The 24,638-nt window shown below is 43.1% G+C and carries 18 protein-coding genes and 2 pseudogenes; 9 read left to right on the forward strand and 11 right to left on the reverse strand.

Features of this window, described 5'->3' with window-relative positions; genetic code table 11:
• Positions 1-31: 31 nt before the first annotated feature.
• The 4 genes and pseudogenes from rny to pheT form a co-directional block, all read right to left on the reverse strand.
• Positions 32-1,600: a ribonuclease Y gene (gene rny, locus MgSA37_RS17700; RefSeq protein WP_096353785.1), complete on the reverse strand. Its 1,569-nt coding sequence runs from the start codon at positions 1,598-1,600 to the stop codon at positions 32-34.
• Positions 1,601-1,835: 235 nt separating this feature from the next.
• Positions 1,836-2,129 carry a cell division protein ZapA gene (locus MgSA37_RS17705; protein ID WP_096353787.1) on the reverse strand — a complete coding sequence of 98 codons (294 nt, stop codon included), beginning with the start codon at positions 2,127-2,129 and terminating at the stop codon, positions 1,836-1,838.
• Positions 2,130-2,150: 21 nt separating this feature from the next.
• The gene (locus MgSA37_RS17710; RefSeq protein ID WP_096353788.1) at positions 2,151-2,438 is read right to left on the reverse strand and encodes a hypothetical protein; all 288 of its coding nucleotides are present in this window, start codon (positions 2,436-2,438) and stop codon (positions 2,151-2,153) included.
• Between the two features lie 141 nt (positions 2,439-2,579).
• Positions 2,580-4,978: pseudogene (pheT, locus tag MgSA37_RS17715) on the reverse strand (phenylalanine--tRNA ligase subunit beta).
• A 464-nt stretch (positions 4,979-5,442) separates the two neighbouring features.
• Here pheT and MgSA37_RS17720 point away from each other — a divergent pair.
• The 4 genes from MgSA37_RS17720 (at position 5,443) to MgSA37_RS17735 (ending at position 10,224) form a co-directional block, all read left to right on the forward strand.
• Entirely contained in the window at positions 5,443-5,742 is a 300-nt protein-coding gene (locus MgSA37_RS17720) for a HigA family addiction module antitoxin (RefSeq protein WP_096353790.1), read from the forward strand.
• 129 nt (positions 5,743-5,871) lie between these two features.
• A complete protein-coding gene (gene dnaE, locus MgSA37_RS17725; RefSeq protein ID WP_096353791.1) occupies positions 5,872-9,465 on the forward strand; it encodes a DNA polymerase III subunit alpha in 3,594 nt (1,197 codons plus the stop codon).
• A gap of 214 nt (positions 9,466-9,679) precedes the next feature.
• Positions 9,680-9,928, forward strand: coding sequence for an addiction module protein (locus tag MgSA37_RS17730; protein WP_096353793.1), 249 nt, complete (start codon positions 9,680-9,682; stop codon positions 9,926-9,928).
• Positions 9,925-10,224, forward strand: a complete 300-nt coding sequence (locus MgSA37_RS17735) for a type II toxin-antitoxin system RelE/ParE family toxin (protein ID WP_096353794.1) — start codon at positions 9,925-9,927, stop codon at positions 10,222-10,224. Before MgSA37_RS17730 ends, MgSA37_RS17735 begins: the two co-directional genes overlap by 4 nt.
• A 364-nt stretch (positions 10,225-10,588) precedes the next feature.
• Here the strand turns inward: MgSA37_RS17735 and MgSA37_RS29165 are convergent, their stop codons facing one another.
• From MgSA37_RS29165 to MgSA37_RS17755, 4 genes are all read right to left on the reverse strand, one after another.
• On the reverse strand, positions 10,589-10,870 hold the full coding sequence (locus MgSA37_RS29165; protein WP_232010673.1) for a hypothetical protein: 282 nt from the start codon (positions 10,868-10,870) through the stop codon (positions 10,589-10,591).
• Positions 10,858-11,718: a glycosyltransferase gene (locus tag MgSA37_RS17745; protein ID WP_232010674.1), complete on the reverse strand. Its 861-nt coding sequence runs from the start codon at positions 11,716-11,718 to the stop codon at positions 10,858-10,860. Before MgSA37_RS17745 ends, MgSA37_RS29165 begins: the two co-directional genes overlap by 13 nt.
• Positions 11,702-12,676 (reverse strand): lysylphosphatidylglycerol synthase transmembrane domain-containing protein, encoded by a 975-nt coding sequence (locus tag MgSA37_RS17750; RefSeq protein WP_232010675.1) that lies wholly within the window; start codon positions 12,674-12,676, stop codon positions 11,702-11,704. The genes MgSA37_RS17745 and MgSA37_RS17750 overlap by 17 nt, the downstream gene beginning before the upstream one ends.
• Positions 12,677-12,804: 128 nt before the next feature.
• Complete coding sequence (locus MgSA37_RS17755) at positions 12,805-13,650, reverse strand: dienelactone hydrolase family protein (protein WP_096357567.1); 846 nt, start codon at positions 13,648-13,650, stop codon at positions 12,805-12,807.
• 162 nt (positions 13,651-13,812) lie between these two features.
• Between MgSA37_RS17755 and MgSA37_RS17760 the strand changes: the two genes are divergently transcribed.
• The gene (locus tag MgSA37_RS17760) at positions 13,813-14,544 is read left to right on the forward strand and encodes a hypothetical protein (protein ID WP_096353799.1); all 732 of its coding nucleotides are present in this window, start codon (positions 13,813-13,815) and stop codon (positions 14,542-14,544) included.
• Between the two features lie 86 nt (positions 14,545-14,630).
• On the opposite strand, the gene MgSA37_RS17765 is transcribed toward MgSA37_RS17760, so the two are convergent.
• Positions 14,631-14,855 (reverse strand): hypothetical protein, encoded by a 225-nt coding sequence (locus MgSA37_RS17765; RefSeq protein WP_096353800.1) that lies wholly within the window; start codon positions 14,853-14,855, stop codon positions 14,631-14,633.
• 292 nt (positions 14,856-15,147) lie between these two features.
• Positions 15,148-18,047: pseudogene (locus MgSA37_RS17770) on the reverse strand (SNF2-related protein).
• 180 nt (positions 18,048-18,227) lie between these two features.
• Here MgSA37_RS17770 and MgSA37_RS17775 point away from each other — a divergent pair.
• Positions 18,228-18,650 (forward strand): pyridoxamine 5'-phosphate oxidase family protein, encoded by a 423-nt coding sequence (locus tag MgSA37_RS17775; RefSeq protein ID WP_096353802.1) that lies wholly within the window; start codon positions 18,228-18,230, stop codon positions 18,648-18,650.
• A 342-nt stretch (positions 18,651-18,992) separates the two neighbouring features.
• Here the strand turns inward: MgSA37_RS17775 and dapF are convergent, their stop codons facing one another.
• On the reverse strand, positions 18,993-19,778 hold the full coding sequence (dapF, locus tag MgSA37_RS17785) for a diaminopimelate epimerase (RefSeq protein WP_172885340.1): 786 nt from the start codon (positions 19,776-19,778) through the stop codon (positions 18,993-18,995).
• Between the two features lie 221 nt (positions 19,779-19,999).
• Between dapF and MgSA37_RS17790 the strand changes: the two genes are divergently transcribed.
• The 3 genes from MgSA37_RS17790 (at position 20,000) to MgSA37_RS17800 (ending at position 24,580) form a co-directional block, all read left to right on the forward strand.
• Positions 20,000-21,547 carry a Do family serine endopeptidase gene (locus MgSA37_RS17790; protein WP_096353808.1) on the forward strand — a complete coding sequence of 516 codons (1,548 nt, stop codon included), beginning with the start codon at positions 20,000-20,002 and terminating at the stop codon, positions 21,545-21,547.
• A 569-nt stretch (positions 21,548-22,116) separates the two neighbouring features.
• Entirely contained in the window at positions 22,117-23,598 is a 1,482-nt protein-coding gene (locus MgSA37_RS17795; protein WP_096353810.1) for a PAS domain-containing sensor histidine kinase, read from the forward strand.
• A 325-nt stretch (positions 23,599-23,923) separates the two neighbouring features.
• Positions 23,924-24,580 carry a DNA alkylation repair protein gene (locus MgSA37_RS17800; protein WP_096353811.1) on the forward strand — a complete coding sequence of 219 codons (657 nt, stop codon included), beginning with the start codon at positions 23,924-23,926 and terminating at the stop codon, positions 24,578-24,580.
• The last annotated feature ends 58 nt before the right edge of the window (positions 24,581-24,638 follow it).

Raw genomic sequence — 24,638 nt, forward strand, 5'->3', positions numbered from 1 at the left:
GTTCCTCGTCGAAATGACAAGGGGTTTGTTTCTATTTAGCAAACGCAACCGACCTGGTTTCCCTGATCACGGTAACTTTTATTTGTCCCGGATAGGTCATTTCGGTTTGTATGCGGTTGGATATGTCTGCTGCCAGTATTTCGGATTGTGCATCGCTTATCTTTTCGCTTTCTACTACTACACGCAGCTCACGCCCGGCTTGTATCGCGAATGTTTTTTCAACACCGGGATAAGATAATGCCAATTCTTCCAGTTCTTTTAAGCGTTTGATGTAGCTTTCAACTACCTCGCGGCGTGCGCCGGGGCGGGCACCTGATATCGCGTCACAAACCTGGATGATCGGCGATAACATCGAAGTCATTTCCACCTCATCGTGGTGGGCGCCAATGGCGTTGCAAACTTCAGGATGCTCTTTATACTTTTCAGCTAACTGCATGCCCAAAATAGCGTGCGGTAATTCCGGGTTATCATCAGGTACTTTACCAATATCATGTAACAAACCTGCACGTTTTGCCAGCTTCACATTCAGGCCCAATTCAGCTGCCATGGTAGCGCAGAAATTGGCTACTTCGCGGGAGTGCTGCAACAGGTTTTGTCCGTAAGATGAGCGGTAACGCATCCGCCCTACCATCCGGATGAGCTCAGGGTGCAGGCCATTGATACCCAAATCGATCACGGTACGCTCCCCTATCTCCACAATTTCTTCTTCGATCTGTTTTTTGGTTTTGGCAACCACTTCTTCAATACGTGCCGGGTGGATCCGTCCGTCCGTTACTAAACGGTGCATCGCCAGGCGGGCAATTTCGCGCCTCACCGGGTCAAAGCCCGAAAGAATGATGGCCTCAGGCGTGTCATCCACAATAATTTCGATACCGGTGGCTGCTTCCAGCGCGCGGATGTTTCTGCCTTCACGCCCAATAATACGGCCCTTTATTTCATCATTCTCAATGTTGAAAATAGAAACTGTGTTCTCAATCGCACTTTCAGTTGCAGTCCTTTGAATCGTTTGGATAACAATCTTTTTAGCTTCTTTGGTAGCCGTTAATTTGGCTTCGTCAACAATGTCTTTGATCTGTGCCATGGCCTTGCTGCGGGCTTCTTCCCGCAAATTATCCACCAGCTGGTTCTTCGCATCTTCGGCAGATAAGCCGGCAATGGTTTCCAATTGCTGTACGTGCGAGTTTTTCAGAATTTCAACTTCTTCCTGTTTTTTCAACACAATTTCGGTCTGGCGTTCAAGGTTTTTACGCACATTGTCCAGCTCAGCTTCCTTACGGTTCATGTTTTCCAAACGGGAGTTCAACGATTGTTCCTTTTGTTTAACGCCGTTTTCGCGCTGGTTGATGGTATTGTTTTTTTCGTTGACCTGCTGTTCATGTTCCGCTTTCATCTGTAAAAAGCGCTCTTTCGCTTCCAGTAATTTATTCTTTTTCAGGATTTCGGAGTCGTTTTCAGCATCTTTCAGGATCTTTTTTACTTTATTCTGAGCAGCTACTTCCTGATCTTTAAAGAGTTTTCGTAGTAAAAAGCGCCCTATGAGCACGCCCGGGAGGCCTCCTATCAGCACGCCGATAATGAGATATAATAGTGTACTATTCATTGTTTATTTATAAATATATAATTGGTATAAAAAAAAACCGCGTCTAAATTTTTAAGTATCATGTATTTAAAACCTCAAATGGGACAGTTTGGAATCATGGGTTACCGTTAATTGAAACGACTAACGCATGCCTCTTTGATCCGCTGAATATTGAAGCGTTAAGTTTTTAATAGTGATACTTAAAATTTAACCGCGGTTAAATCTTAAATGCTCTTGCACTTGATGTAAAGAACGTTTATTGCTTTGAAAAAAATTCCGTTAATAAATAATCCAACTGGTAAACCTTTTCAGTTACTTCTGTATCTTCAACTGTAACCTTTTTTTCTGCCTTTAATGATGATGTTGCATAATGCAGCACACACATCGAAAGCAAATCCTGTTTATCCCGCACCGCATAATTTTCCTGATATTCCTTTATCCGGTCATTAATCAGCTTGGCTGCCCTACGTATTATTTCTTCCTCTTCCATGTTTACCTTTAATGGGTAAACTCTGTCAGCAATATTTATTTTTATGGAGATTTCTCCCATCTGAGCTTTTCACTATTTGTACTATTTTTTCAATAATACAATACACTTATCAATTTCTTGCACAAATTCGTTAATTTTTTGCTTTATGTCAAGACTTTTTTCATTTGTTTCTGAAAAAGATCTCGCCATTTTCAAAGCGCGGAGCTTTTCCTCCACTTCTTTGGTCTTATTTTTACTGGCTTCCAGCGCTACGGACAGCGCCTCGCTCTCCAGTTTCAACAAGTCGTTTTCCTCCTGCAAAGCACCGCAAAGCTCAATTAAGTGCTCTGTTCTATTTACGATACGGGTTAATTGCTCTGCTAGGGCCATTGTATTTTAGTTGATTGGGTTGTATTAAGTTGATTGAGTTAGATGAAGTTATTTTATTTTACAACACATTAAATTTAAAGTCGAAATATATTAAATAAATATTAAAACTCAATCAACAACTCACCAAATCAACTTAATCAACTACTTCCTTATCTCCGCTCCTGATTCCTTCTCCAGGTTGTAAATTAATTTTTGCATAATGCCGTCGATCGCTTTATCGGTGAGCGTTTTTTCACTGTCCTGCAAAATAAAGCTTAACGCGTATGATTTTTGCCTGCCGGGAGTTTGTCGCCCTGGTAAACATCAAACACATTTACATCCTGCAATAATTTACGTTCTGTTTTCTGGGCGATCTGTTTTAACTGACCAAAAGTTACGTTTTTATCGATCAGCATGGAAAGGTCGCGCCTTACTGCCGGGAATTTTGAGATCTCGGCATAAACAATTTTGTTTTTACGCACCTGTTTCAGGATCATATCAAAATTAAAATCGGCATAAAAAACTTCCTTATCAACGTCCGTCTTTTTCAGGGCTTCAGCTGCTACCGAGCCGAATTTAACCAGCTGTTTATTGTTCAGCTTATATTGCAAACCATAAGCAAGCTTTTTACAGGTAGCATCCTCCACTAAAATGTCGCTGATACCGATTTTTGCAAGCACACCATCAACCACAGCTTTTAAATTATAAAAAGAAGCAGGCTTGCTTTTTTGATTCCACTGCGCAGCAACATCCGATCCTGTGATGAAAACGGCGAACCGCTGGGTCTCGATGTATTTTTCCTCTTCAACCGAATAAACCTTTCCAAACTCATAAAGCTTCAGGTCTGGATTTTTGTGGTTTTGATTATACGCGATGGCTTCCAGCCCAGAGAATAGCATACTCTGGCGCATCACATCCAGGTCGTTGCTCAAAGGGTTTAAAATCTTTACCGCAGTATCCAGGTTAGATGAATAGGCGGATTTGGTTAGCGAGTTCGACATGATCTCGTTAAAACCGTTGGCGGTCAGCAAATCGGATATAAGGCTTTGTACCGAATCCTTTTCGGGCCGCTGCGAATTATTTAACGATGCCCTTACCTGTGTTGGGATCTCAATATTATTGTAACCGTAAATCCGCAGGATCTCTTCCACCACATCCACATCCCTGGTGATGTCAACACGATATGGCGGCACCTTTAGTGAGAGCACTTCACTTGTTTCGTTTACGATCTCCATTTCCAAAGCTTTCAGGATGCCTTTTATTTCATCGTGAGGGATTGCTTTACCAATAAGCCTGTCAATAGTTTTATAAGTAACGTCAACTTCAAACGGCGCAACAGGGTTCGGGTAATTATCCGAAATCTGCGACGATATTTTCCCGCCTGCTATTTCCTGTATCAGCAAAGCAGCTCTTTTTAAGGCAAAAACAGTCATGTTAGGATCTGTGCCGCGCTCAAACCGGAAAGAGGCATCGGATTTTAAACCGTGACGTTTGGAAGTTTTGCGAACGGATACCGGGTTAAAATAAGCGCTCTCCAAAAATATGTTTTTGGTAGTTGCTTTAACACCTGATCCTATCCCGCCGAACACCCCTGCAATGCACATTGGTTTTTCCGCATCGCAGATCATCAGGTCGTCGGCAGAAAGTTTGCGCTCTACCTCGTCCAAAGTTTTAAATAAAGTTCCTTCAGGGCAGTTTTTTACGATCACTGTATCACCTGCTATTTCATCGGCGTCAAAGGCATGCAGGGGCTGCCCAAGGTCGTGCAAAACATAGTTGGTAGCATCTACAATGTTGTTGATAGAACGGATGCCTATCACCGCCAAACGCTCTTTCAACCATTTAGGCGAATCCTTTACCTCCACCCCTGAAATGGTCACCCCCGAATATCTTGGGCTGGCCTGTTCGTTTTCTACGATCACTTTGATTGTACGATTAGTACTATCAACCTTAAATGCGGATACATCAGGTCTTTTTACCGCGATCTTTAAAAAAGCGGCAATATCCCTTGCCGTACCCAAATGCGAAGCAGCATCAGCGCGGTTTGGCGTTAAGCCGATCTCGTACAGATAGTCGTCGTTTATTTTAAAATAAGCTTTGGCAGGAGTTCCGACAACGGCATTTTCATCCAGTACCATAATACCTGCATGGTCGGTACCAAGGCCTATCTCATCCTCGGCACAGATCATCCCTTCAGATGCTTCGCCCCTTATTTTTGATTTATTTATTTTAAAAGGTTCGCCAATGGTTGGATAAACGGTAGTGCCCACGGTGGCAACAACCACTTTTTGCCCGGCGGCAACATTACTGGCTCCGCAAACAACCTGCAGGTCTTCGCCGGTGCCCGCATCTACCTTAGTCACTTTCAAGCGGTCGGCATTGGGGTGCTGGGTACATTCTTTCACGTAACCAATTACCAAACCTTCCAGCCCGCCAGGGATAGGCTGAACTTTTTCAAGGCTCTCCACTTCCAAACCGGTACCTGTCAAAATCGTCGAGATCTCTTCAGGGGTTTTATCTGTATCAATAAACGCTTTCAGCCAATTATAGGATATCTTCATTATAACGCAACAATAATCGGCAAAGATAGGATTTAGTCCGAAAGTCGGGAAGGCTGGAAGACGGAATTGGGAAAAGAAAAAATTAAGTCAAACCAAATGGGGCAAAAATTCGAAAATTACATATCTTTAATCCTAAACATCTGGGAAATCGCATTTAAAAACTTGTCGCTTAATGGTGGCTAAAACCGTTGTTTTTTGTTTGTTTTTGCCGTTCCTTAAAAGGAACGGCAATGAATTTTAGAAGCATCATCTTTCATTCATTGCCGTTGGCTTCAGCCAACGGGTAAATTAAAGCAATAAAGATGGCTTTAGCCTCAATTACAAATATGCTTGGTTTTTTAAACGCGATTTCCCTGCCCCAACCAGGTTTTTTATGGCAACTTAAACAATGTTGTTGCATGGGCGGGTTAAATCTACCGTCGTTTTAGATGTTGATTACGTAGATTATCATTAAAGGAGGAATTATGTTAAAAAGAGGACTGCCCCCATCTCACCCCGGGGAAATATTAAAAGAAATGTTTATTGCTGAACGCGGCTTAACTATTACTGAAGTAGCTAAAGGATTAAATATGGCAAGGGCTAATTTATCATCTGTAATTAATGGGCATTTAGGGATCAGTCCGGAGCTTGCGGTTAAATTATCAGAAGCTTTTGGCAACACAACTCAGTTTTGGGTTAACCTTCAAAACAATTATGAACTGTGGCATGCCGAAAGAAAAATAGATCGTAGTATAATCCGGCATTTTGATAAAATAGCGGTGTAAGATTGAGTCACTGTCCGCCAAAAATTAGTTATTAAAATCAGCATTTTTTCTCCACAAATCCGAAATCGAACATCCAAAACCCGAAATTCACCCTAACTTTGCTATCTTCTAAAAAGGGATAAAAACATCATGCCGGATTTTTCGCACTTACACGTACATACCCAGTTCTCATTGCTCGACGGCGCTGCTGATATATCAAAACTGTATAAAAAAGCAGCTGCGGATGGCATGAAAGCACTGGCTATTACCGACCATGGCAACATGTTCGGTGTGTTTAAGTTTGTGGCAGAAGCTGGCAAGCACAATGTAAAGCCCATTGTAGGCTGCGAATTTTACGTGGTGGATGATCGCCATAAAAAACAATTCACCAAGGAAAAAAAGGACAAACGGTATCACCAGCTGATGCTGGCTAAAAACCCCGAAGGCTATAAAAACCTGGTTAAGCTATGCTCCTATGGTTACATGGAGGGTCTGTACAGCAAATGGCCCCGCATTGATAAGGAATTAATACTAAAACATCATAAAGGCATTATTGCTACTACCTGCTGCCTCGGTGCCTCCGTACCGCAGGCAATTTTACGCGATGGGGAAGCAGTAGCCGAAGAAGAATTTAAATGGTGGCTCGACCTGTTTGGCGAGGATTATTATATCGAGCTGCAGCGCCATGATATCCCCGAGCAAAATACCGTAAATGCTGTATTGCTCAAATTCGCCAAAAAATATAATGTTAAAATAATCTGCTCTAACGATTCACACTATGTAGATCAGCAGGACTCCAACGCGCACGATATTTTGCTTTGCGTAAACACCGGCGATATGCAGAGCACCCCTATTGCAACCGATGAGGAAGGCGGCAAAGGCTACAGGTTCGGTTTCCCTAACGACCAGTTTTATTTTAAAACGCAGGCCGAAATGGGGCAGCTATTTAACGACCTGCCTGAATCGTTAGATAACACCAATGAGATCGTTGACAAGGTTGAAGTGTTAAAGCTAAAGCGCGATATCCTGCTGCCCAACTACGTTATCCCCGAAGAATTTAAGATCCACAGCGAGACCACGCCGGATTCGGATACCCTTAACCAGTGGGAATACCTGAAGCACCTCACCTTTATGGGTGCCAAAGAACGTTATATCGATATCAGCCCGGAAACGGAGGAGCGGATCAACTTTGAGCTGTTTACCATCCGCACCATGGGCTTTGCCGGTTACTTTTTAATTGTAGCCGACTTCATCAGGGCCGGGCGTGATATGGGCGTGTTTATCGGCCCGGGGCGTGGTTCGGCGGCAGGGTCGGTGGTGGCTTATTGCACCGGGATCACCAATATCGACCCGATGAAATACAACCTCCTGTTCGAAAGGTTCCTGAATCCCGACCGTAAGTCAATGCCCGATATTGATACGGATTTTGACGATGCAGGCAGGCAGAAAGTTATTGACTACGTAGTTGATAAATACGGCAAAAACCAGGTGGCCCAGATCATCACCTATGGCTCCATGGCTGCCCGTACCAGTATCCAGGATGTTGGCAGGGTGCTGGATATGCCCCTGTCTGATGTGAACGCTATTAAAAAACTGGTACCGGATACCCTGGGCATCACGCTAAAAGAAGCCATTGAACAGGTACCCGAACTAAAAGAGATCTTAAAAGGGAACGACCTGAAGGCCCAGGTACTGCGCGAAGCGGAAAAGCTGGAAGGCTCGGTGCGTAATACCGGCGTACATGCTGCGGGGATCATCATCGCCCCTTATGACTTAACCGACATTGTTCCTGTCGCGGTAGCAAAAGACTCCGACCTGCTGGTTACCCAATATGATGGCAGGGTGATTGAGGATGCCGGGGTTATCAAGATGGACTTTTTGGGATTGAAAACCCTTACCATTTTGAAAGATGCCCTGCGGCTGATCAAACAAAACCATGATGTAACTATTGACATTGACTACATCCCGCTGGATGACCAGAAGACCTTTGAGCTTTACCAGCGCGGCGATACCAACGGTACCTTCCAGTTTGAAAGTGACGGGATGCAAATGTACCTGCGGGAGTTGAAGCCCGATAAGTTTGAGGATCTCATCGCCATGAACGCGCTTTACCGCCCGGGACCGATTGAGTATATCCCCAACTTTATCAGTCGTAAGCATGGTCGCGAGCCGATCACGTTCGACTTGCCTGATATGGAAGAATACCTGGGCGAAACCTACGGGATTACCGTTTACCAGGAACAGGTGATGCTTCTCTCGCAAAAATTGGCCGGCTTTAGCAAAGGCGATGCCGACGTTTTGCGGAAAGCGATGGGTAAAAAGCAGATAGAGGTATTGAACAAGATGGAGGCCCAGTTTATGAACGGCGCTGCCGAAAAGGGCCACCCTAAAGATAAACTCACCAAAATTTGGAACGACTGGAAGGCATTTGCCCAATATGCCTTCAATAAATCGCACTCTACCTGTTATGCTTTCGTGGCTTACCAAACTGCTTATTTAAAGGCGCATTATCCATCCGAATATATGGCTGCGGTTTTAAACAACCAGAACAACATGGAAAAGATCACCTTTTTTATGGAAGAATGCCGCAGGATGGGCGTTGAGGTATTGGGACCGGATATCAATGAGTCTGCCATGGCATTTGCCGCTAATAAAAAAGGCCAGATCCGTTTCGGGCTTGCCGGGGTGAAAGGTGTTGGCGAAAAAGCGGTGGAGAGTATTATTGAAGAGCGCAATGAACGCGGGCCTTATAAATCGGTATATGATTTTGCACAGCGGTCAAACACCCGCAGCGTAAACCGCAAAGCGTATGAAAACCTGGTTTATGGCGGTGGTTTTGATGAGTTTGGCTTAAAAAGATCACAGTTTTTTGCCAAAACAGATAACGGCGTATTAACCGGTATTGAGCGCCTGATCAAATACGCCAATGATTACCAGAACTCGCAAAACAGCTCGCAATCCTCGCTATTTGGCGGCGGGGCAATGAATTCCTTTATCCCTGAACCTGCCATGCCCGAGGCAGAAGAATGGGCGCTGATCGAGAAACTAAAATACGAAAAGGAAGTGATCGGGATGTACCTCACAGGTCACCCGCTGGATAATTACAAGGTTGAGCTGGAAAGGTTTTGCAACAGCAACATCAGCGACCTGAAAAACATGCAGAAAGCACGATCAGGCGAGGGCGGCGAAGAGATCATGAACGCCTTTGCCAACCTGCGCAAACGGGGCGAGATCTGCATTGGCGGACTGGTAGGAAACGTTCAGCATAAAATGACCAAGAACGGCAAACCATTTGGCACTTTTGTGCTGGAGGATTATAATGAATCGTATGAGTTTGCCTTATTTGGCGATGACTACGTGAAATTCCGCAACCTGCTGGTGGATGGCTATTTCCTGCATTTAAAAGGTGTTATTGAAGAGAAATTCAGGCAGAAGGATAACTGGGATATGAAGATCCTGACGATGAGCCTGCTCTCGGAAATGCGCGACAAGCTCACCAAATCACTAACCGTATGCCTGGAGTTAAATGCGCTGAACAGTCAGCTGCTGGAAAACATACAGGAGGCGATCAATATCAACAACCAGCGTTACCCGGTAAAAAACTGCACCCTGCGGTTTATGATTAAAGACCGGGAAGAAGCCATGCTGGTGGAGCTGCCCTCCAAATCTTTTAAAGTAAACCCAAGCGATGATTTAATGGCGGATATTTTTACGCTGACCAATGTGCAGCCGGTGCTGAATTAAAAAGATTGTCATTTCGACCGTAGGGAGAAATGACAACTGGTAAACCCAAGCGATGATTTGATGGCGGATATTTTTACGCTGACCAATTTGCACCCGGTGCTGAATTAGGTGATTTGAAGTATTGAAAATGGTTCGAAACTCCCATTTGCAATACTCTTCCGATAATTTGCCATTGTTATAACGAATAATTAAATTTGTTATATAAAATTAAACTATGACAACGGCGACGATAAGGGAAAAACTGCACGGCCTGATTGATACTGCCGATGACAAGCAGGTAAAAGCAGTTTATTCAATTTTTGAAGATCAAATTGCTGAAAAATATGATCCCTGGGAAGATGAAGATTTCTTAAGGGAGTTGAAAAGCCGTTTGGATGACATCGAGAATGGGAATGATGAAGGGCTGTCATGGGACGAGGTAAAAATGAAAGCCCGTGCCGAATTTAAGGCTAAGCATAAATGAGTTTTGTCATTAAGTTTTACCGAAAAGCCTATCGGGAGTATTTTGAAGCTTACAAATGGTACGAGGAGCGACAACCTGGTTTAGGCGATCGTTTCGAAAACTCTGTTAAAAAATTAATTGACGCTATTGATAAACACCCGCTGATTTTTGCAAATAAAGCATACGATACCAGGGAAGGCAAAACCGAAGATTTCCCCTATTTGGTTGTTTACAAAATTTACCCTAAAAAGAATGTAATCTACATTACGTCAATATTTCACACCAGCAGGAACCCCAAAAAGAAATATCGTAAATAGCTACGTCATTTTCCATTCAACTTAACCGCCAACAAGGTTTTCTCTAAGCCAGGATCCTCATTTTTGAACCCCGGCACCTTTAAACTTTTTATCCCCCCGATATACACTTCCGTATCCATGTCCGTTAATTTTTACAAAATCATAGCCTGGCTTGTATTGCAGTAAAAATGCCGAAAGGACATCAATATTTACAACCATTATTCCCCTGTAAAAAAACTGCGCCCTGCGCTTTAGGATCAAAAACCGCGAAGAAGCCATGCTGGTAGAGTTGCCCGCCAAACTGTTTAAAGTAAACCCGGGGATGATTTAACGCGAGGCAGGCAACGGTTATATGAGGAATAATATCAGCCTTAGCTGTTTAGCATTACCTTACCATCCTCCCCTTCCATAAATATTTGCCTTTGTTGCCAATCATACCGATGTAAACAAAATACAGCACATATAAGGGGATAGAGATCACGATGAGTTGCAATAATCTCTGCCTCCTGAAAAACTTAGTCACCGGCCATAGCAGCATCAGTTCAAACAGCATCATCAATAAAAGCTGCGTCCCAAGAACCGCAAAAAATGTACGGTCATAAAAGCCGGCCACAAAATTCAGCAATACCGATACATTGAAAAGCCAAAGGCCCACTACCAGTGCCACAATTTTTTATCCTTGTATTTTACTGATTTTGATGCCCACCTGCGCCTTTGCTGCATAAACTCTTTAAGATTGGGCTTGGCATGGGTGAATACAACCGCCTCGTAATGTTTTAAAAAACCAATTTTCCCCGGGTAGGTTACGGCAACTTTTTGCAGCAGCAGTTCGTCATCGCCCGAGGCAAGGTCATCAATCCCTTTAAAGCCGCCTACTTCATAAAAAACATCTTTCCTGTAGGCTATGTTTGCCCCGTTACAGGTTGAAGCATGGCCATTGCCGATAAATGCACCGCCGGTAGCAATAAGGCTGTAAAACTCAAGCGCCTGCATGCGCTCAAACAAACTCTTTTCTTCAAAATAACTCACCGGGGACGAGATCATTACCGGGTTATGCAGCTCAAAATACCCCACGATGGACGAAAGCCATTGCCTACCCATGCGGCAGTCCGCGTCGGTTGCCACCATCAGGTCGCCTCCTGATAGTTTTATGGCTTCGGCGATCGCTTTCTTTTTGTATGAATTTAAAGGCTTGTCTTCCTTTAGCTGTAAAAGTTTAACGCCACGGTCTGCATAGCTGCTGATGATCGCAGAGGTGCGGTCGGTGGAATGATCGTCAACAATAATGATCTCTGTAAGCGCCTTCGGATAATCCTGCGCCAGGATGTCCTCAATGGTTAAATGGATTTTTTCTTCTTCATTCCGGGCAGCGATCAGCACGGTAACTTTTGTTGAATAGCCCGAAAGTTTAATTTGCGGTGTTTTTACGGCCCTCCATCCTATGATAAGATAGATGAGCACCGACAGGAATAATGCTGTAAGCAGCAACGATATAATACTAAGCAGTGCGATCAAAGAATTTTAATTTAAATACAAATGCAGACCCTAAAATAGCAGGAATAATAAGGTTAATGATATAAATAATAGAAACGGCTACGATAACAGCAATATGCTGGTTGGTAACATAGCCAAATATAGCGTTAGCGGTAACGCTGCGCACTCCGATATCCAGAAAATCCAGTGAAGGAATAGCCGACTGGATAAAGAAGAACACAAACATCATCAGTGACATTTCCCAAATGGGTATTTCGGGGATCAGCAGGTGAATGATCAGGTAATACTGGAAGGTGAACACCAGGAAGCGGGCCAGGCAAAACCACATAATATCCAATAGTTCGGTAAAGTTGTACTTCCCCATGATATCAAAAAAGCGGTGAAACTTTTTAAGGAATTTAACCCTGTTTAAAAGCGACACCATCCACCGGATATTGAAATAGAAAACGAGCATGATCGCCATAAAGCCTGCGGCAACCACCGTAATACCCAGCATCAGCCAATTATCGGGGTGCAAAAACGAATATACAAACCATACAGAGGCGCCGGCACCCAAAACATTGGTAATTACGTTTTGCCCGAAAGACCCAACAGCCATCGAAAATACACCGTGAATGCGCTTTCGGTTGGGCAAAAACATAATGCGGCCTGCGTACTCACCCAGCCGGTTGGGCGTAAACACCGCCCACGTTAAACCGCAAAATACCGACTCGATGGCCCGCCATACAGAAATTGGGTGCAGTTCGCGCATCAGGAACCACCATTTTAACGATTCAAGCAGCCAGTTTATCACCATCAGCACTACAATAACCGTTAAGGTAATAGCCACCCTGGTATAGGTGATTTGCGCTACCAGCACATGGAAATTATGAATGTTATTATTGTTTTTAAGGATACTGTGGTACACATACCAAAATGCCAGGGCGATGATGCTAAGCTTAAGCAGGTAGGAGAACAGTTTTTTAGCGCGGGCAGTCAAAAGGCAGAATATTTTTTGTGCAATGTTACGAATTGAAGTCGATAGTCCATAGTCCATGGACCATGGAAGTATGCTGTAATAAGACGGCGCTGGCTATGGACTATGGACCATTGTCTATGGACTAAATCCTATTTAAGCCTCGGCTTTAAAAACGCCAAAGTATAATTATACGCTTCGGTTGTGGCTTTGCTGTTATAAACAGGATTGCTTGGGTTGGCAAAGCCATGGTCGGCTTCGTACTCGTGCACAGTTGCTTTTTTTCCTGCAGTTTTCATGTTTTCTTCAAATTGGGCAACCACTTTGGGATTGATCCATCCGTCTTTGGCGGCAAAGTTGCCTAACACATCGCAATTAAGGGTTTTTAATTTGTTTACATCCTGCTCAGGCATGCCGTAATACATTACGCATGCTATCGCTTGTTTACCAGCCAGCAGGGAGCTCTGTAAGCTCCAGCCGCCGCCAAAGCACCAGCCAATGGTAGCTATGCGCGCATTGGGTCCAGCATAGGCAATAGCGCCCTTAATGATGGCCTGGGCCCGGTCGTCTTTTACAGTTTGCATAAATTTTCCGGCATCCTCGCGGGTGGTGGCTACTTTGCCATCGTACAGGTCAACATCAATTACGTTTACATTACCCAGGTCATTGTATAATTTCTCCGATTCTTTTTTCACCCAATCATTCAGGCCCCACCATTCATGCACCACCAACAGGTAATTATTGGTTGGCCTTTTTGCTTTAAAGAAAAAGGCGCCTGCTGTTTTGCCGTCAGCGGTATTGTAGGTAATAGGCTTGCCGATATCACTTTGAAAATGAAATTTTAAGGGCAGCGGGTGTGCCATTACAAACTTTTTATCAGCAGCCAGCATGGCAAACTGTTTGGTGGCCGAAGGTTTGGCACAACAGGCCATTTTACTTTGGGCGAAGGCCATTGCGCTGCACGAGATCAAAAGGGTTACGAGCAAATACTTTTTCATGTTGATCAATATTTCCGGGATGACGGTTTTGTTTTTGATGAATGTTTGAACAACCAATATTAGGATATTTTTGTTTGATTTTATTAAGGGATTTCACCGATTATTTTTTGATTGCACTGATGTTATAAGGAAAAATCTATAGCTTGGATTGTAATTTAATAAGTGATAACTTTCACCCTGCATACCAACGTTCAGTTTACCAATTATCACATGGACCCTGATTTTATCACCTATCAAAAATTTAACGATCCGGCTTTGGCAGATGAACTGGCTGAGCAACTGGAACTGCATCAAATTGAATATACTATTGAAGAGGAATCTACCGGATTTGACCCTTCATTAGTAATGAGCAACGAAGCAAAATATTACGCCGTTAAAATAAAAAGCGAAGATTTTGAAACGGTAAATGAGCTGTTAAAGCAAAACGAGGAAGCCAATACCGATGAGGTTGAAAAAGACTATTACCTCTTCAGTTTTACGGATGATGAATTAATGGAGGTGGTAACCAAAGCTGATGAATGGAGCGCCTTTGATGTTGTACTCGCCCGCAAACTGCTTGCCGAAAGAGGAAAAGAGATCAGCGAGCAAAAGATAGCCACAATACAAGGGGAAAGGATAGAAGAATTAAAAAAGCCGGAAGAATCCCAGCTTACCTGGATAATCATTGGTTATGTAATTGCACTTGGCGGCGTTATTTTGCCATTTTTTGTTAGCGCAATAGGAGTTTTTATTGGGTGGCACCTGTCGTCTTATAAAAAAACATTACCCGACGGAGAACGTGTTTTCGGATACAGCGAAACGGACAGGATGCATGGAAAAAGAATATTTTATTTGGGCATCATTGTGTTTGTGCTGAGTCTGGCAATTTTATTATTTTATCATATATGGATATAGAATGATTGATCGGCTTATCTAAATCCGAAATCCAAACAACTCCTAAAAGACTTCCGAAGTTTTGAAAACTTCGGAAGTCTGGACTCTTAAGTGAGATAATGAATTTCTTTAAATGAGATAAGAAATTTTTCAAACTGGTAGCCAAATAATTGAATTGAATGTGAATCGCCTCCTGAATAAAATCGAATTAACCGATGCCAAGCAAAATCTCCCTTTTTAACAAAATCTTCTGCAAATTCATCATTTAAAAAATCTGTAAACCCAGCGCAAAACGCTTCAACCATTTCGCCATCCCGTTTCTGCAGGCGCAAAGGAAACCCCAAATAAAGACATTGATACCTTCAACGTTAGAAACGCCGTACATTGACGGGTGTGCAATCATTGATGAAATGAATTGAAGAAATCGATCAAAAACTTCTTTTTGGGCTGACATTGGTTAAGAGTTAGACTTAAAGATACGAAAAATACACGTTATTTTTATTCACAGATAAAAGATATGTTCAGTAGTAAATTCGCAGTAAAAACAAATCCGAAATCGAACATCCGAAACGGCGTAGCCATCTTGAACACCGTTGAAAACAAACAATAGTGAAAAATCCGAAATCAACCAAGAATCTCCTTAATATCCTCCACCGAAAGCGATTTGATAAAGCTTTCTTCGGTGGTGATGAGCGCGCGGGCTACGCTGAGTTTGCGCTGCTGCAGGGCAAGGATCTTTTCCTCAACAGAATCTTTGGTGATGAATTTATAGATAAACACGTTTTTAGTTTGGCCGATGCGGTGCGTACGGTCAATAGCCTGTTGTTCAACAGCCGGGTTCCACCATGGATCGAGGATGAAAACATAATCGGCCTCGGTAAGGTTCAGCCCTACCCCACCCGCTTTGATCGAGATTAAGAACACGCGTGTTTTCGGGTCTTCCTGGAATTGTTTGACCACATCGCCACGGTTTTGCGTGCTGCCATCCAGGTAAACATAAGGGATGTCCTCGGTATCAAAATATTCCCGGTAAATATTCAGCTGCCTTACAAACTGCGAAAATATGAGCACCTTATGCCCGCCGTCCAATACGTTGGACAGGGTATGCACCACGTTCTCAAACTTGCCCGAATCACCTTCATATTCACTGTCGATCATGATGGGGTGATTGGCGATCTGCCGCAGTTTGATCAGCCCCTGCAATACCTGGATCTGTTTTTTAGGGAAAGTACCATCATCCAAACTCTTCAATAACTCGTTCCGGTATTCCGATTTCACCTGCTCATAAACTGCCGATTGCTCTTCGCTCATCTGGCAGTAAAATAAGTTTTCGGTTTTTGGCGGCAGTTCGGTCGCTACTTGTTCCTTGGTGCGGCGCATTACAAAAGGTTTTATCAGCGCCTGCAGTTTGCGGGCCTTATCTTCGTCCTTTTTCTTTTCAATAGGCGTTACAAACTCATTCATGAAAAATTGCTGAATGCCCAGCAGGCCAGGGTTAATGAAAGACATTTGTGTCCACAGGTCGTTCACTGAGTTTTCTACAGGCGTACCGCTTAAGATCAGCTTATATTTCGATTTTAACTGCCTTACCGCCTGGAATGATTTGGATGACGGGTTTTTGATGTTCTGGCTCTCATCAAGGATTACATAATCAAAAAAGTACGCTTTAAACAGCTCAATATCTATCCTGCTGATGCCATAGGTAGTGATCACCAGGTCGTAATTGCTGAAAACCTCCGGCGATTTATACCGGAATGTTCCTGTATGTACCATCAACCTTAGTTGAGGCGCAAACTTTTTAGCTTCGGCCAGCCAATTATAGATGAGCGAAGTTGGCATAATGGCCAGCGAGGTACATTTACCCCCGGCCGCTTCCGCATCTTCTTTGTTTTTTTGCAGTAACGCCAGCGTTTGTATGGTTTTACCCAGCCCCATGTCATCCGCAAGGCAGCCGCCAAAATGATACTCCTTTAAAAAATGGAACCAGTTATAACCAGCCTTTTGGTACGGACGCAAATGCCCGTTAAAATTTAAAGGCATATCCACTTCGGGCAGCGTTTCAAAGTCTGTTAGCCGCTGCAGTTTGCGCCCCATGGATACATTGGCCATCTCCCCTTCAAACAAATCATTTACCAGGCCTATATGATGCCTGCGGAGTTTCAGGTGATTGCCACCCTCGGTAAAGTGCAGCAGGTTACCATATTGCGAAAACCATTTTTCGGGAATCACCGCAATTTCTCCCGAAGGCAAAACAAATTCCTTTTTATGGTTAAGGATATGATTTTTTAGCTGGATAAACGGGATGCGGTAGGTGCCAAAATACACAATGGCATTGATATCAAACCAGTCGTTATTTTCACTAACCTCCAGGTCGATCTTGGTGCCGCCGAATACATAGCGTTTTTGTCCGCTTGATTCGGGCTGCTCAATTTCAAAACCTTCTTCCAGCAAAACTTCGTAATGCTGGTTGATCCATTCAAATATCGAAAATGAACGATCGGCATCGTCATCCGGCAAATCCACTTCCAGGTTTTTAAATAACGAGGACGCTGTTTTCAGGCCCATTTGTTCCAGCTGCTGGAATTTGTTTTTTTCCCACAACACCGAACGTTTGATGCGGTGAAAGGTATAATCATCCCCGTCATTCTCCATCCGTACCGAAATATGCCTTTCATCGCCATAGGAAAAAACATAACCGGCATATTTAAAAAACAATTGCAGCTGCGAGGTGCCGCCTTCAATATAAATAGGCTTTAAAACCGGGTGCGCATTATATTTTTCGGTGTTGATGGTAAAGCCTTCTGCATAAACATGGTGCTTCTCGATAAGCGGCGCCACAAATTTTTCAAAGTATGACTTTTCCGACGAGCGGGGAATGGCGATGTAGCGTTTATTTAAAAAGGCACCAGTTTTTTGCCTTCAATCTCCTTTTCAAAATAATAAAGGGTATCATCCAGCAGCATCCAGGCGGGGTGGTTGCAAATTACTTCAGCATTTTTAAACATAAACTCAATGCGCATCCCCTGGTATTTAATGGTAGGGAAATACCTGATCTCCTGCTCATCCCGCCTGAAATGGAATAACACGGTTGCTGCTTCAGTGGCTATCTGCAATTTTTTCTCGGCCGGGTACCCCTCTTTGCTCATCAGGTAAAGCGGTTTATCTGCCAGCAGGTTCAGCGCTTCGGCCATGCGCTTTTCAATTTTTGGGCGGATGGTATCAAAAAGCTGCTCATTAAAGATCTTGGTAAAAAACTCGAACGGGCGGATGGGCTTTTTATAGAATTTTTTGATCAGGTTGCCCTGCTCCATCTCCTCCAGTATCTTTACCAGTTTAAGGTCGGTATCATCAAGACAGGTTGAAAATTCCTTTGCGGTGTTAGAGAATAAACGCTGGTGTGTTAATGAAAACTCGCCGTTTGGATTCAACTGAACAATGTGCGGCTCAATAACATACGACAAATATTCGTGCCGGGCAATGGCATAAATGAGCTGGCAAGGTTTTGTGCTGTCGACGCGTAACATTCTAACTGATAAAAAAATTATTAGAAGCTACATCAACAAAAAATTCAAACGTAAACAGAATTTGCAGTAAGTGGAAATGTTTTGTGTTAAATATTTGTTAACAATGGGGTAGTTTATTGGTTCACTGGTTCATTGGTTCACTGGTTTATTAAATGTAAGTTAGATTAAAGATTCGCATAAATGACAAAAGAATTCCTTTATAACTTCATCAAACAGCACAGATTGGCGGTTATTTCTACAACATCCAAAAAAAATAAGCCGGAAGCCGCATTGATCGGCTTTGCTGTTTCGGAGGAGTTGGAGATTGTTTTTGATACCGTTAAAACATCCCGCAAATACCAAAACCTGTTGCACAACCCAAATGTGGCCATAGTGATCGGTTGGGATAATGAAACCACCGTACAGTACGAAGGAATAGCTACTGAATTAAGCGGTGATGATGCCGGCCGTTACAAAGAAATATACTTTTCCGTTTATCCCGACGGCCGCGAACGGGCAGTAACCTGGCCGCATATTGTTCATTTTAAAGTTATCCCGAAATGGATACGGTATAGTAATTTTAATGAGCCGGTGGTGGTGGAGGAGCTGACCGGCCCATTTTAATTACTCACCTGTCGCTCATTGCGAGAAACGATCCGCCCATCGGCGGAGCAACAAACTGTCGGTAAAATATAATATATGGGTGGCCGGAGTGCGGCTGATAGGTAACCCTGAGATTTTGGTATGGTGATTAGCATGTGTAGAGATTGCTTCGTTCCTCGCAATGACGCCTTGATAATCTGCTTTTTAAATTTGTGCAACGGCCTGTTGCACAAATTAACAGTGTTTAAAAGTGCAAGTGACACTTGCACAAATTTATCGCCCTTAAATATTGCAACCGCGAGTTGCAATATTATCGCAACTGCATTGTGCAGTAACCTGCTGCAAAATGCAGTTGTTTTTCCATCAAACCTCCACTTCCCCTTCAAAAACCTTTACCGCAGGGCCTTCTAAAAATATGTCTGTATATTTTTCTCCGTCATAATCAAAGCGGATGTTTAAATCGCCACCCAACACTTTTATAGGCGTGGTAATATGCCCTGTTTGGTGCTGGTGTTTGGCCATCGCAAGCGCAACAGCCGTTACACCTGTACCGCAGGCATAGGTTTCATCTTCAACACCGCGTTCAAAAGTGCGTACAAAATAGCCGGCATCAGCGGGTTCAACAAAGTTTACATTGATTCCTTTTGCCCGGTAGGTATCATTATTACGGATCGCATGACCTTCGCTATAAACATCTTTTTCCTTTAAACCATCCACCAGCTTTACATAATGCGGCGAGCCGGTGTTCAATACATAGGCGTCGCCGTCTGCATTAACGGTGTCCACATCTATCATTTGCAGGCTTACCCAGTCACCCTCTGCTGAAATTTTGGCATAATGAGGGCCATCCACTGCCAAAAAGTTGGTTTCTATGTCAATAATTCCAAGGAACTTAGCAAAGGCAACAATGCAGCGGCCGCCATTTCCGCACATGCTGCTTGGCTGCCCGTCTGCGTTATAATAAACCATCTCAAAATCGTACCCTTCGCGGTTTTGAAGGAACATCGCCCCGTCGCCCCCTACGCCAAACCTGCGGTCGCACAGCTTTGCAATCAACGCCGGATGATGGTGATCTACAACGTTTTTACGGTTATCTATCAATATAAAATCGTTTCCTGCTCCCTGGTATTTATAAAAATGTATCTTCATTAATATTTTTAATATAGAAATTACCGGTTAAAATTTAAACGTTTAAAATCTTTTTTTGTCGAACCCCGTGTTTATAATCTCGTGAGGCTTAAGTTATCATATGATTAAATTTAACAAAATTTAACAACATTTATGATAACTAACTATTGATTTTGACGTCTATATGGTATTAAATTTGATCGGTAAAAAATATAAACTTAGCAAAGAAAAGAATAAATAAGATGAAAAAGTTTGGTTTAACACTATTAACAGCATTTGCTGGCGGTGCAATAGCATTGGGAGGGTATAAAATTGTTGAAAATAAGTATACCCATTCCCTGAGCTTTGAGGACCAGCAAAAAGTTTATTACGCAACAAGTAATCATTTAACGCCTGCCGCCTCTAATTTATCATCGGCCGGGCAGGTTGATTTTACAGAAGCTGCGGCAGCGGTAACACCTGGTGTAGTTTACATCCGCACCACTTATTCAAACCGTCAGTCGAACGACCAGCAAAGCGAATTACAGCAAATGTTTGGCAACATGTTTGGCCAGCGCATGCCGCAAATGGCGCCCGAAATGGCATCCGGTTCCGGCGTGATCATTTCGCAGGATGGTTACATTGTAACCAACAACCACGTAGTTGACAAGGCTGAAAAAATTGAAGTGGTTACCAATGATCACCAGAATTTTAAAGCGAAAGTAATTGGTACCGACCCAAATACTGACCTTGCGCTGATTAAAATTGAAGGCCACGACCTTCCCATCGTAAAATTAGGTAACTCAGACAATGTTAAGGTTGGCGAATGGGTGCTGGCAGTAGGCAATCCATTTAAATTAACGTCGACTGTGACCGCAGGCATCGTAAGCGCCAAGGGCCGTAATATCGGAATTATCGGGCAGGAAGAAAATCAGCAACAGGAAAGCCCATTCGGCCGTACCCAATACCAGCAGACACCAAAACTGAACCAGGCGATAGAGTCGTTTATTCAAACAGACGCAGCCATTAACCCTGGTAACAGCGGTGGAGCCCTGGTAAACACCAATGGCGAACTGATCGGTATCAATTCGGCTATCGCTTCCCATACCGGTTCATACGAAGGCTATGGTTTTGCCATACCAATTAACCTTGCAAAAAAGGTATTGAATGATATCCAAAAATTCGGTGCAGTAAAACGCGGTTATGTGGGCATCAGTTTCAGGGAACTTGATGAAGATGCCGCTGCTGCGCTGCATACCGATAAAACTGCGGGTTTATACGTAAACGCAGTAGTAGCAGGTGGCGGAGCCGAACAAGCCGGTATTAAAGAAGGCGATATCATCACTAAAATTGACGGCTCGAAAGTATATGAATCATCTGACTTGCAGGAACGTGTAGGCCGTTTGGAGCCGGGTGATAAAATTCACTTAACGGTGTTACGCGGTAACGACGAAAAAAGCTTTACCGTTACCTTAAAGGCCAATAACCCGGCACCTGCAAAAGTAGCCGTAACAAAATCGGCTGAAGAATTATTTAACCGTATCGGCGCAAGCTTCGTACCGGTTAATGCTGAAATGAAAGCCAAGTTCCATGTGAATGCGGGTGTAGTGGTTACCCAGGTAAGAGACGGCGGTTTGTTTGATTATACCGAAGTTCCGGTGGGATCAGTAATCACCCAGATCAACAAACAGCCTATCGCCAGCATTGATGATATGGACCGTGCGTTAGGCCATCTTGACCATGGCGTTTTAACCATTTCCGGTTATTACCCTGATGGCAGCAAGCTCAGAAGCACCATCCAGATACAATAATATTTTCTGTGCATAAATAGTTAAGGGTCCGGGTTTTTACCGGGCCCTTTTTTGTTGTTATACCCGGCTGATCAATATCTCATTCTGCCATGTCTGCCCCATCAAAAAAGCACCCGGTTACATATTTAGCATTGGGTATTCCAGTCCACGATTTGTGGAAGATTAAATTGTTGTTTAAACAAGTAAACGGGATACCGGTGCGCAATTAAACACGCCCGTAAAACTTAGCCATTATTTTCATGCCGGGGTTATGCAGCTAAAAACAGGAGATTGAAAATGTGCCGGATTATTTTTCAAGTAACAGACGTTGGCTCATTTCACGCTTAAAACACCCTTAGTGTAATCAAATGGGCATATATCTACCAGTAAAACAATTGCAGCCTATAATTAAAATATGCGGTTTTAGCGGCAAAAACTTATTAATGCCCCCGAATTTTATAAAATATTGCCAACCATTTTGGCCCGATTACGTATTAGGGAGGCTTGGTGTCCGGCTGTTTTTTGTTTTGGCATAGAATTTTCTATATCAGACGGCAACATAGGTACACCAAAATGAATCTACTATTAATATGACTATTGAGGAAGGGAACAATTTTTATTCGGACGATGCATCCCATCTTGCTCAGATAATTGATCATATTAATGCGGGTATATGGGAATTTGACATCACTACAAAAGATGTTAAATGGTCGGCGGGGTTTTATACCATACTTGGCTATAAGCCGGGCGAGATTGAGTGTTCCTACAACTATTTTTTGGAGAACCTGCTTTATCATCATGATAAACCACTTTTCCTTAAAGCTATTAATACCCGTAATCCCGAAAATAGCAATACCGTACAGATCCGCCTTTTAACCAAATCATCCGGGTACCAATGGTTTGAGAGTACTACCCAACGATGGGAAAATGGCCATGGCCCCAAATTTACCGGTTCGCTTATCAATATTAACCAGGCAAAGCTTTTAAGCTTACGCGCTGCCCAAAATGATTTCTTTTTCAACGAAACCGGTACCATAGCCAAGGTAAGCGGTTTTGAAATTGACGTTATGGGCATGAACTTATCCCTTTCAAAGGAAGCCTTTGATATTTATGAACTTAACGACCAGGTAAAATTAAGCATCGAGGAGGCCATCAGTTTTTTTGAGCCCCAGTACCGCCCCCTGTTAAACGAGGCCATTGATAACGCCGTTAAGTTTTGCAAACCCTATGATATGGAACTGCTGTTGCGGACAGCAAAGAATAATGTGATATGGGTGAGGGCCAAAGGCATGCCTATTATTGACGACTTTGGCAAATGCATAAAAATACGGGGCATTTTTCAGGATATTGATAATATTAAAAAGAAGGGACTGGCCTTACAATCATCCATCAACTTATTGAACGACCAGAACAAACGGCTCCAAAATTTCGCGTATATCGTATCCCATAACCTGCGGTCCAATACCGGAAATTTGCAGTTTATGGTTAATTTATTTGAGGAAAGCGAATCGGAAGATGACCGTACCGAAGTATTTGCCCATATCAAATCAATCAGCAACAGTCTGATCACCACGATCGACCACCTGAATGAAATTGTTAAGATACAAACCGAAATTGACAAGGACCGCACGACACTTGAATTTGAAGAAGTATTTAAAAATGTAACATCGGCGCTTCAAAGTAATATTGAAAGCGCAGGTGCTAAAATTGAATATGACTTTACCAAATGTCCGGTGATTAATTACATACCTGCATATCTGGAAAGTATTATGCAGAATTTGCTAACCAACTCCTTAAAATATCGCCACCCCGACAGGCAACCGGTTATCAGCTGCCGTACAGTTAAGGACGGGCCGCATATTTACATGATATTTGAGGATAATGGCGTTGGTATTGATATGGCGCGTTATGGCGACAAAGTTTTCGGCATGTATAAAACCTTCCATCAAAACCATGATGCAAAAGGAATAGGGCTGTTTATTACCCGCAACCAGATCGAGTCGCTCGGCGGCACCATCAAACTCGACAGTACCGTAAATGTAGGCACCAAGTTTACCATAAAACTGGTGTAATGATTAAGCAGTTAGCTGATCAGGCAGGGAAGTCGCGTTTAAAAAACCAAGCATATTTATAATTGAGGCTAAAGCCATCTTTATTGCTTTAATTTACCCATTGGCTGAAGCCAACGGCAATGAATGAAAGATTATGCTACTAAAATTCATTGCCGTTCCTTTAAGGAACGGCAAAAACAAACAAAAGACAACGGCTTTAGCCACAATTAAGCGACAAGTTTTTAAACGCGATTTCCCGGCTGACCAGATCTTTTTCCATTAATAAAATCGAAAATTTCATTATTAAAATTAATTTTGACCGGCACCTGCTGCGCGGCCTGATTTTATGGTAAATACTGAAGAAATTATCGATCTGCTTAAACAACAATCAAACCCGGCTAACCTGGCGGGAATGAAACGTTTTGGTATCGAGGTTAATACTGCCCTGGGAATCCCTATTCCCGAATTGAGAAAGCTCGCCGGAATAATTAAAAAAGACCACAACCTGGCTTTGGCGCTATGGGAAACCGGCATCCATGAGGCGAGGATCCTGGCTTCTATGATCGACGACCCTAAACTGGTTACCACCGGACAGATGGACAAATGGGTTGGCGATTTTAACTCGTGGGACCTATGCGACCAGGCCTGCGGTAACTTGTTCGACAAAACCCCATTCGCTATTGAAAAAGCTTTACAATATAGCCTGGCAAAACAAGAATTTGTAAAACGCGCAGGCTTTGTATTAATGGCCGAATATGCGGTTCACCATAAAAAAGCTGATGACGAAACATTTTTAGCGCTGTTACCCGTTATTGAACGCGAGGCATTGGATGAAAGAAACTTTGTTAAAAAAGCAATAAACTGGGCTTTGCGTCAAATAGGGAAAAGAAATGATACCTTAAAACATGCTGCCATCGATACCGCTAACAAAATCCTGCTTCAAAACACCAAAGCCGCCAAATGGATAGCAAACGATGCCCTGCGGGAATTAAAGAACAGGTAGTGAATGGTGAGTTGTCAATAGTGAATGGTGAGCAAAATATTTGGCCAGCGACATAGTT

Source organism: Mucilaginibacter gotjawali (genome assembly GCF_002355435.1).
GTDB lineage: Bacteria > Bacteroidota > Bacteroidia > Sphingobacteriales > Sphingobacteriaceae > Mucilaginibacter > Mucilaginibacter gotjawali.

What these genes read in the sequence shown, in the direction of transcription:
- rny (WP_096353785.1), bottom strand. Translation starts at nt 1,600, where the DNA reads ATGAATAGTACACTATTATATCTCATTATCGGCGTGCTGATAGGAGGC.
- MgSA37_RS17790 (WP_096353808.1), top strand. Translation starts at nt 20,000, where the DNA reads ATGAAAAAGTTTGGTTTAACACTATTAACAGCATTTGCTGGCGGTGCA.
- dnaE (WP_096353791.1), top strand. Translation starts at nt 5,872, where the DNA reads ATGCCGGATTTTTCGCACTTACACGTACATACCCAGTTCTCATTGCTC.
- MgSA37_RS17730 (WP_096353793.1), top strand. Translation starts at nt 9,680, where the DNA reads ATGACAACGGCGACGATAAGGGAAAAACTGCACGGCCTGATTGATACT.
- MgSA37_RS17755 (WP_096357567.1), bottom strand. Translation starts at nt 13,650, where the DNA reads ATGAAAAAGTATTTGCTCGTAACCCTTTTGATCTCGTGCAGCGCAATG.
- MgSA37_RS17710 (WP_096353788.1), bottom strand. Translation starts at nt 2,438, where the DNA reads ATGGCCCTAGCAGAGCAATTAACCCGTATCGTAAATAGAACAGAGCAC.
- MgSA37_RS17735 (WP_096353794.1), top strand. Translation starts at nt 9,925, where the DNA reads ATGAGTTTTGTCATTAAGTTTTACCGAAAAGCCTATCGGGAGTATTTT.
- MgSA37_RS17800 (WP_096353811.1), top strand. Translation starts at nt 23,924, where the DNA reads ATGGTAAATACTGAAGAAATTATCGATCTGCTTAAACAACAATCAAAC.
- MgSA37_RS17720 (WP_096353790.1), top strand. Translation starts at nt 5,443, where the DNA reads ATGTTAAAAAGAGGACTGCCCCCATCTCACCCCGGGGAAATATTAAAA.
- dapF (WP_172885340.1), bottom strand. Translation starts at nt 19,778, where the DNA reads ATGAAGATACATTTTTATAAATACCAGGGAGCAGGAAACGATTTTATA.
- MgSA37_RS17775 (WP_096353802.1), top strand. Translation starts at nt 18,228, where the DNA reads ATGACAAAAGAATTCCTTTATAACTTCATCAAACAGCACAGATTGGCG.
- MgSA37_RS17705 (WP_096353787.1), bottom strand. Translation starts at nt 2,129, where the DNA reads ATGGGAGAAATCTCCATAAAAATAAATATTGCTGACAGAGTTTACCCA.
- MgSA37_RS17795 (WP_096353810.1), top strand. Translation starts at nt 22,117, where the DNA reads ATGACTATTGAGGAAGGGAACAATTTTTATTCGGACGATGCATCCCAT.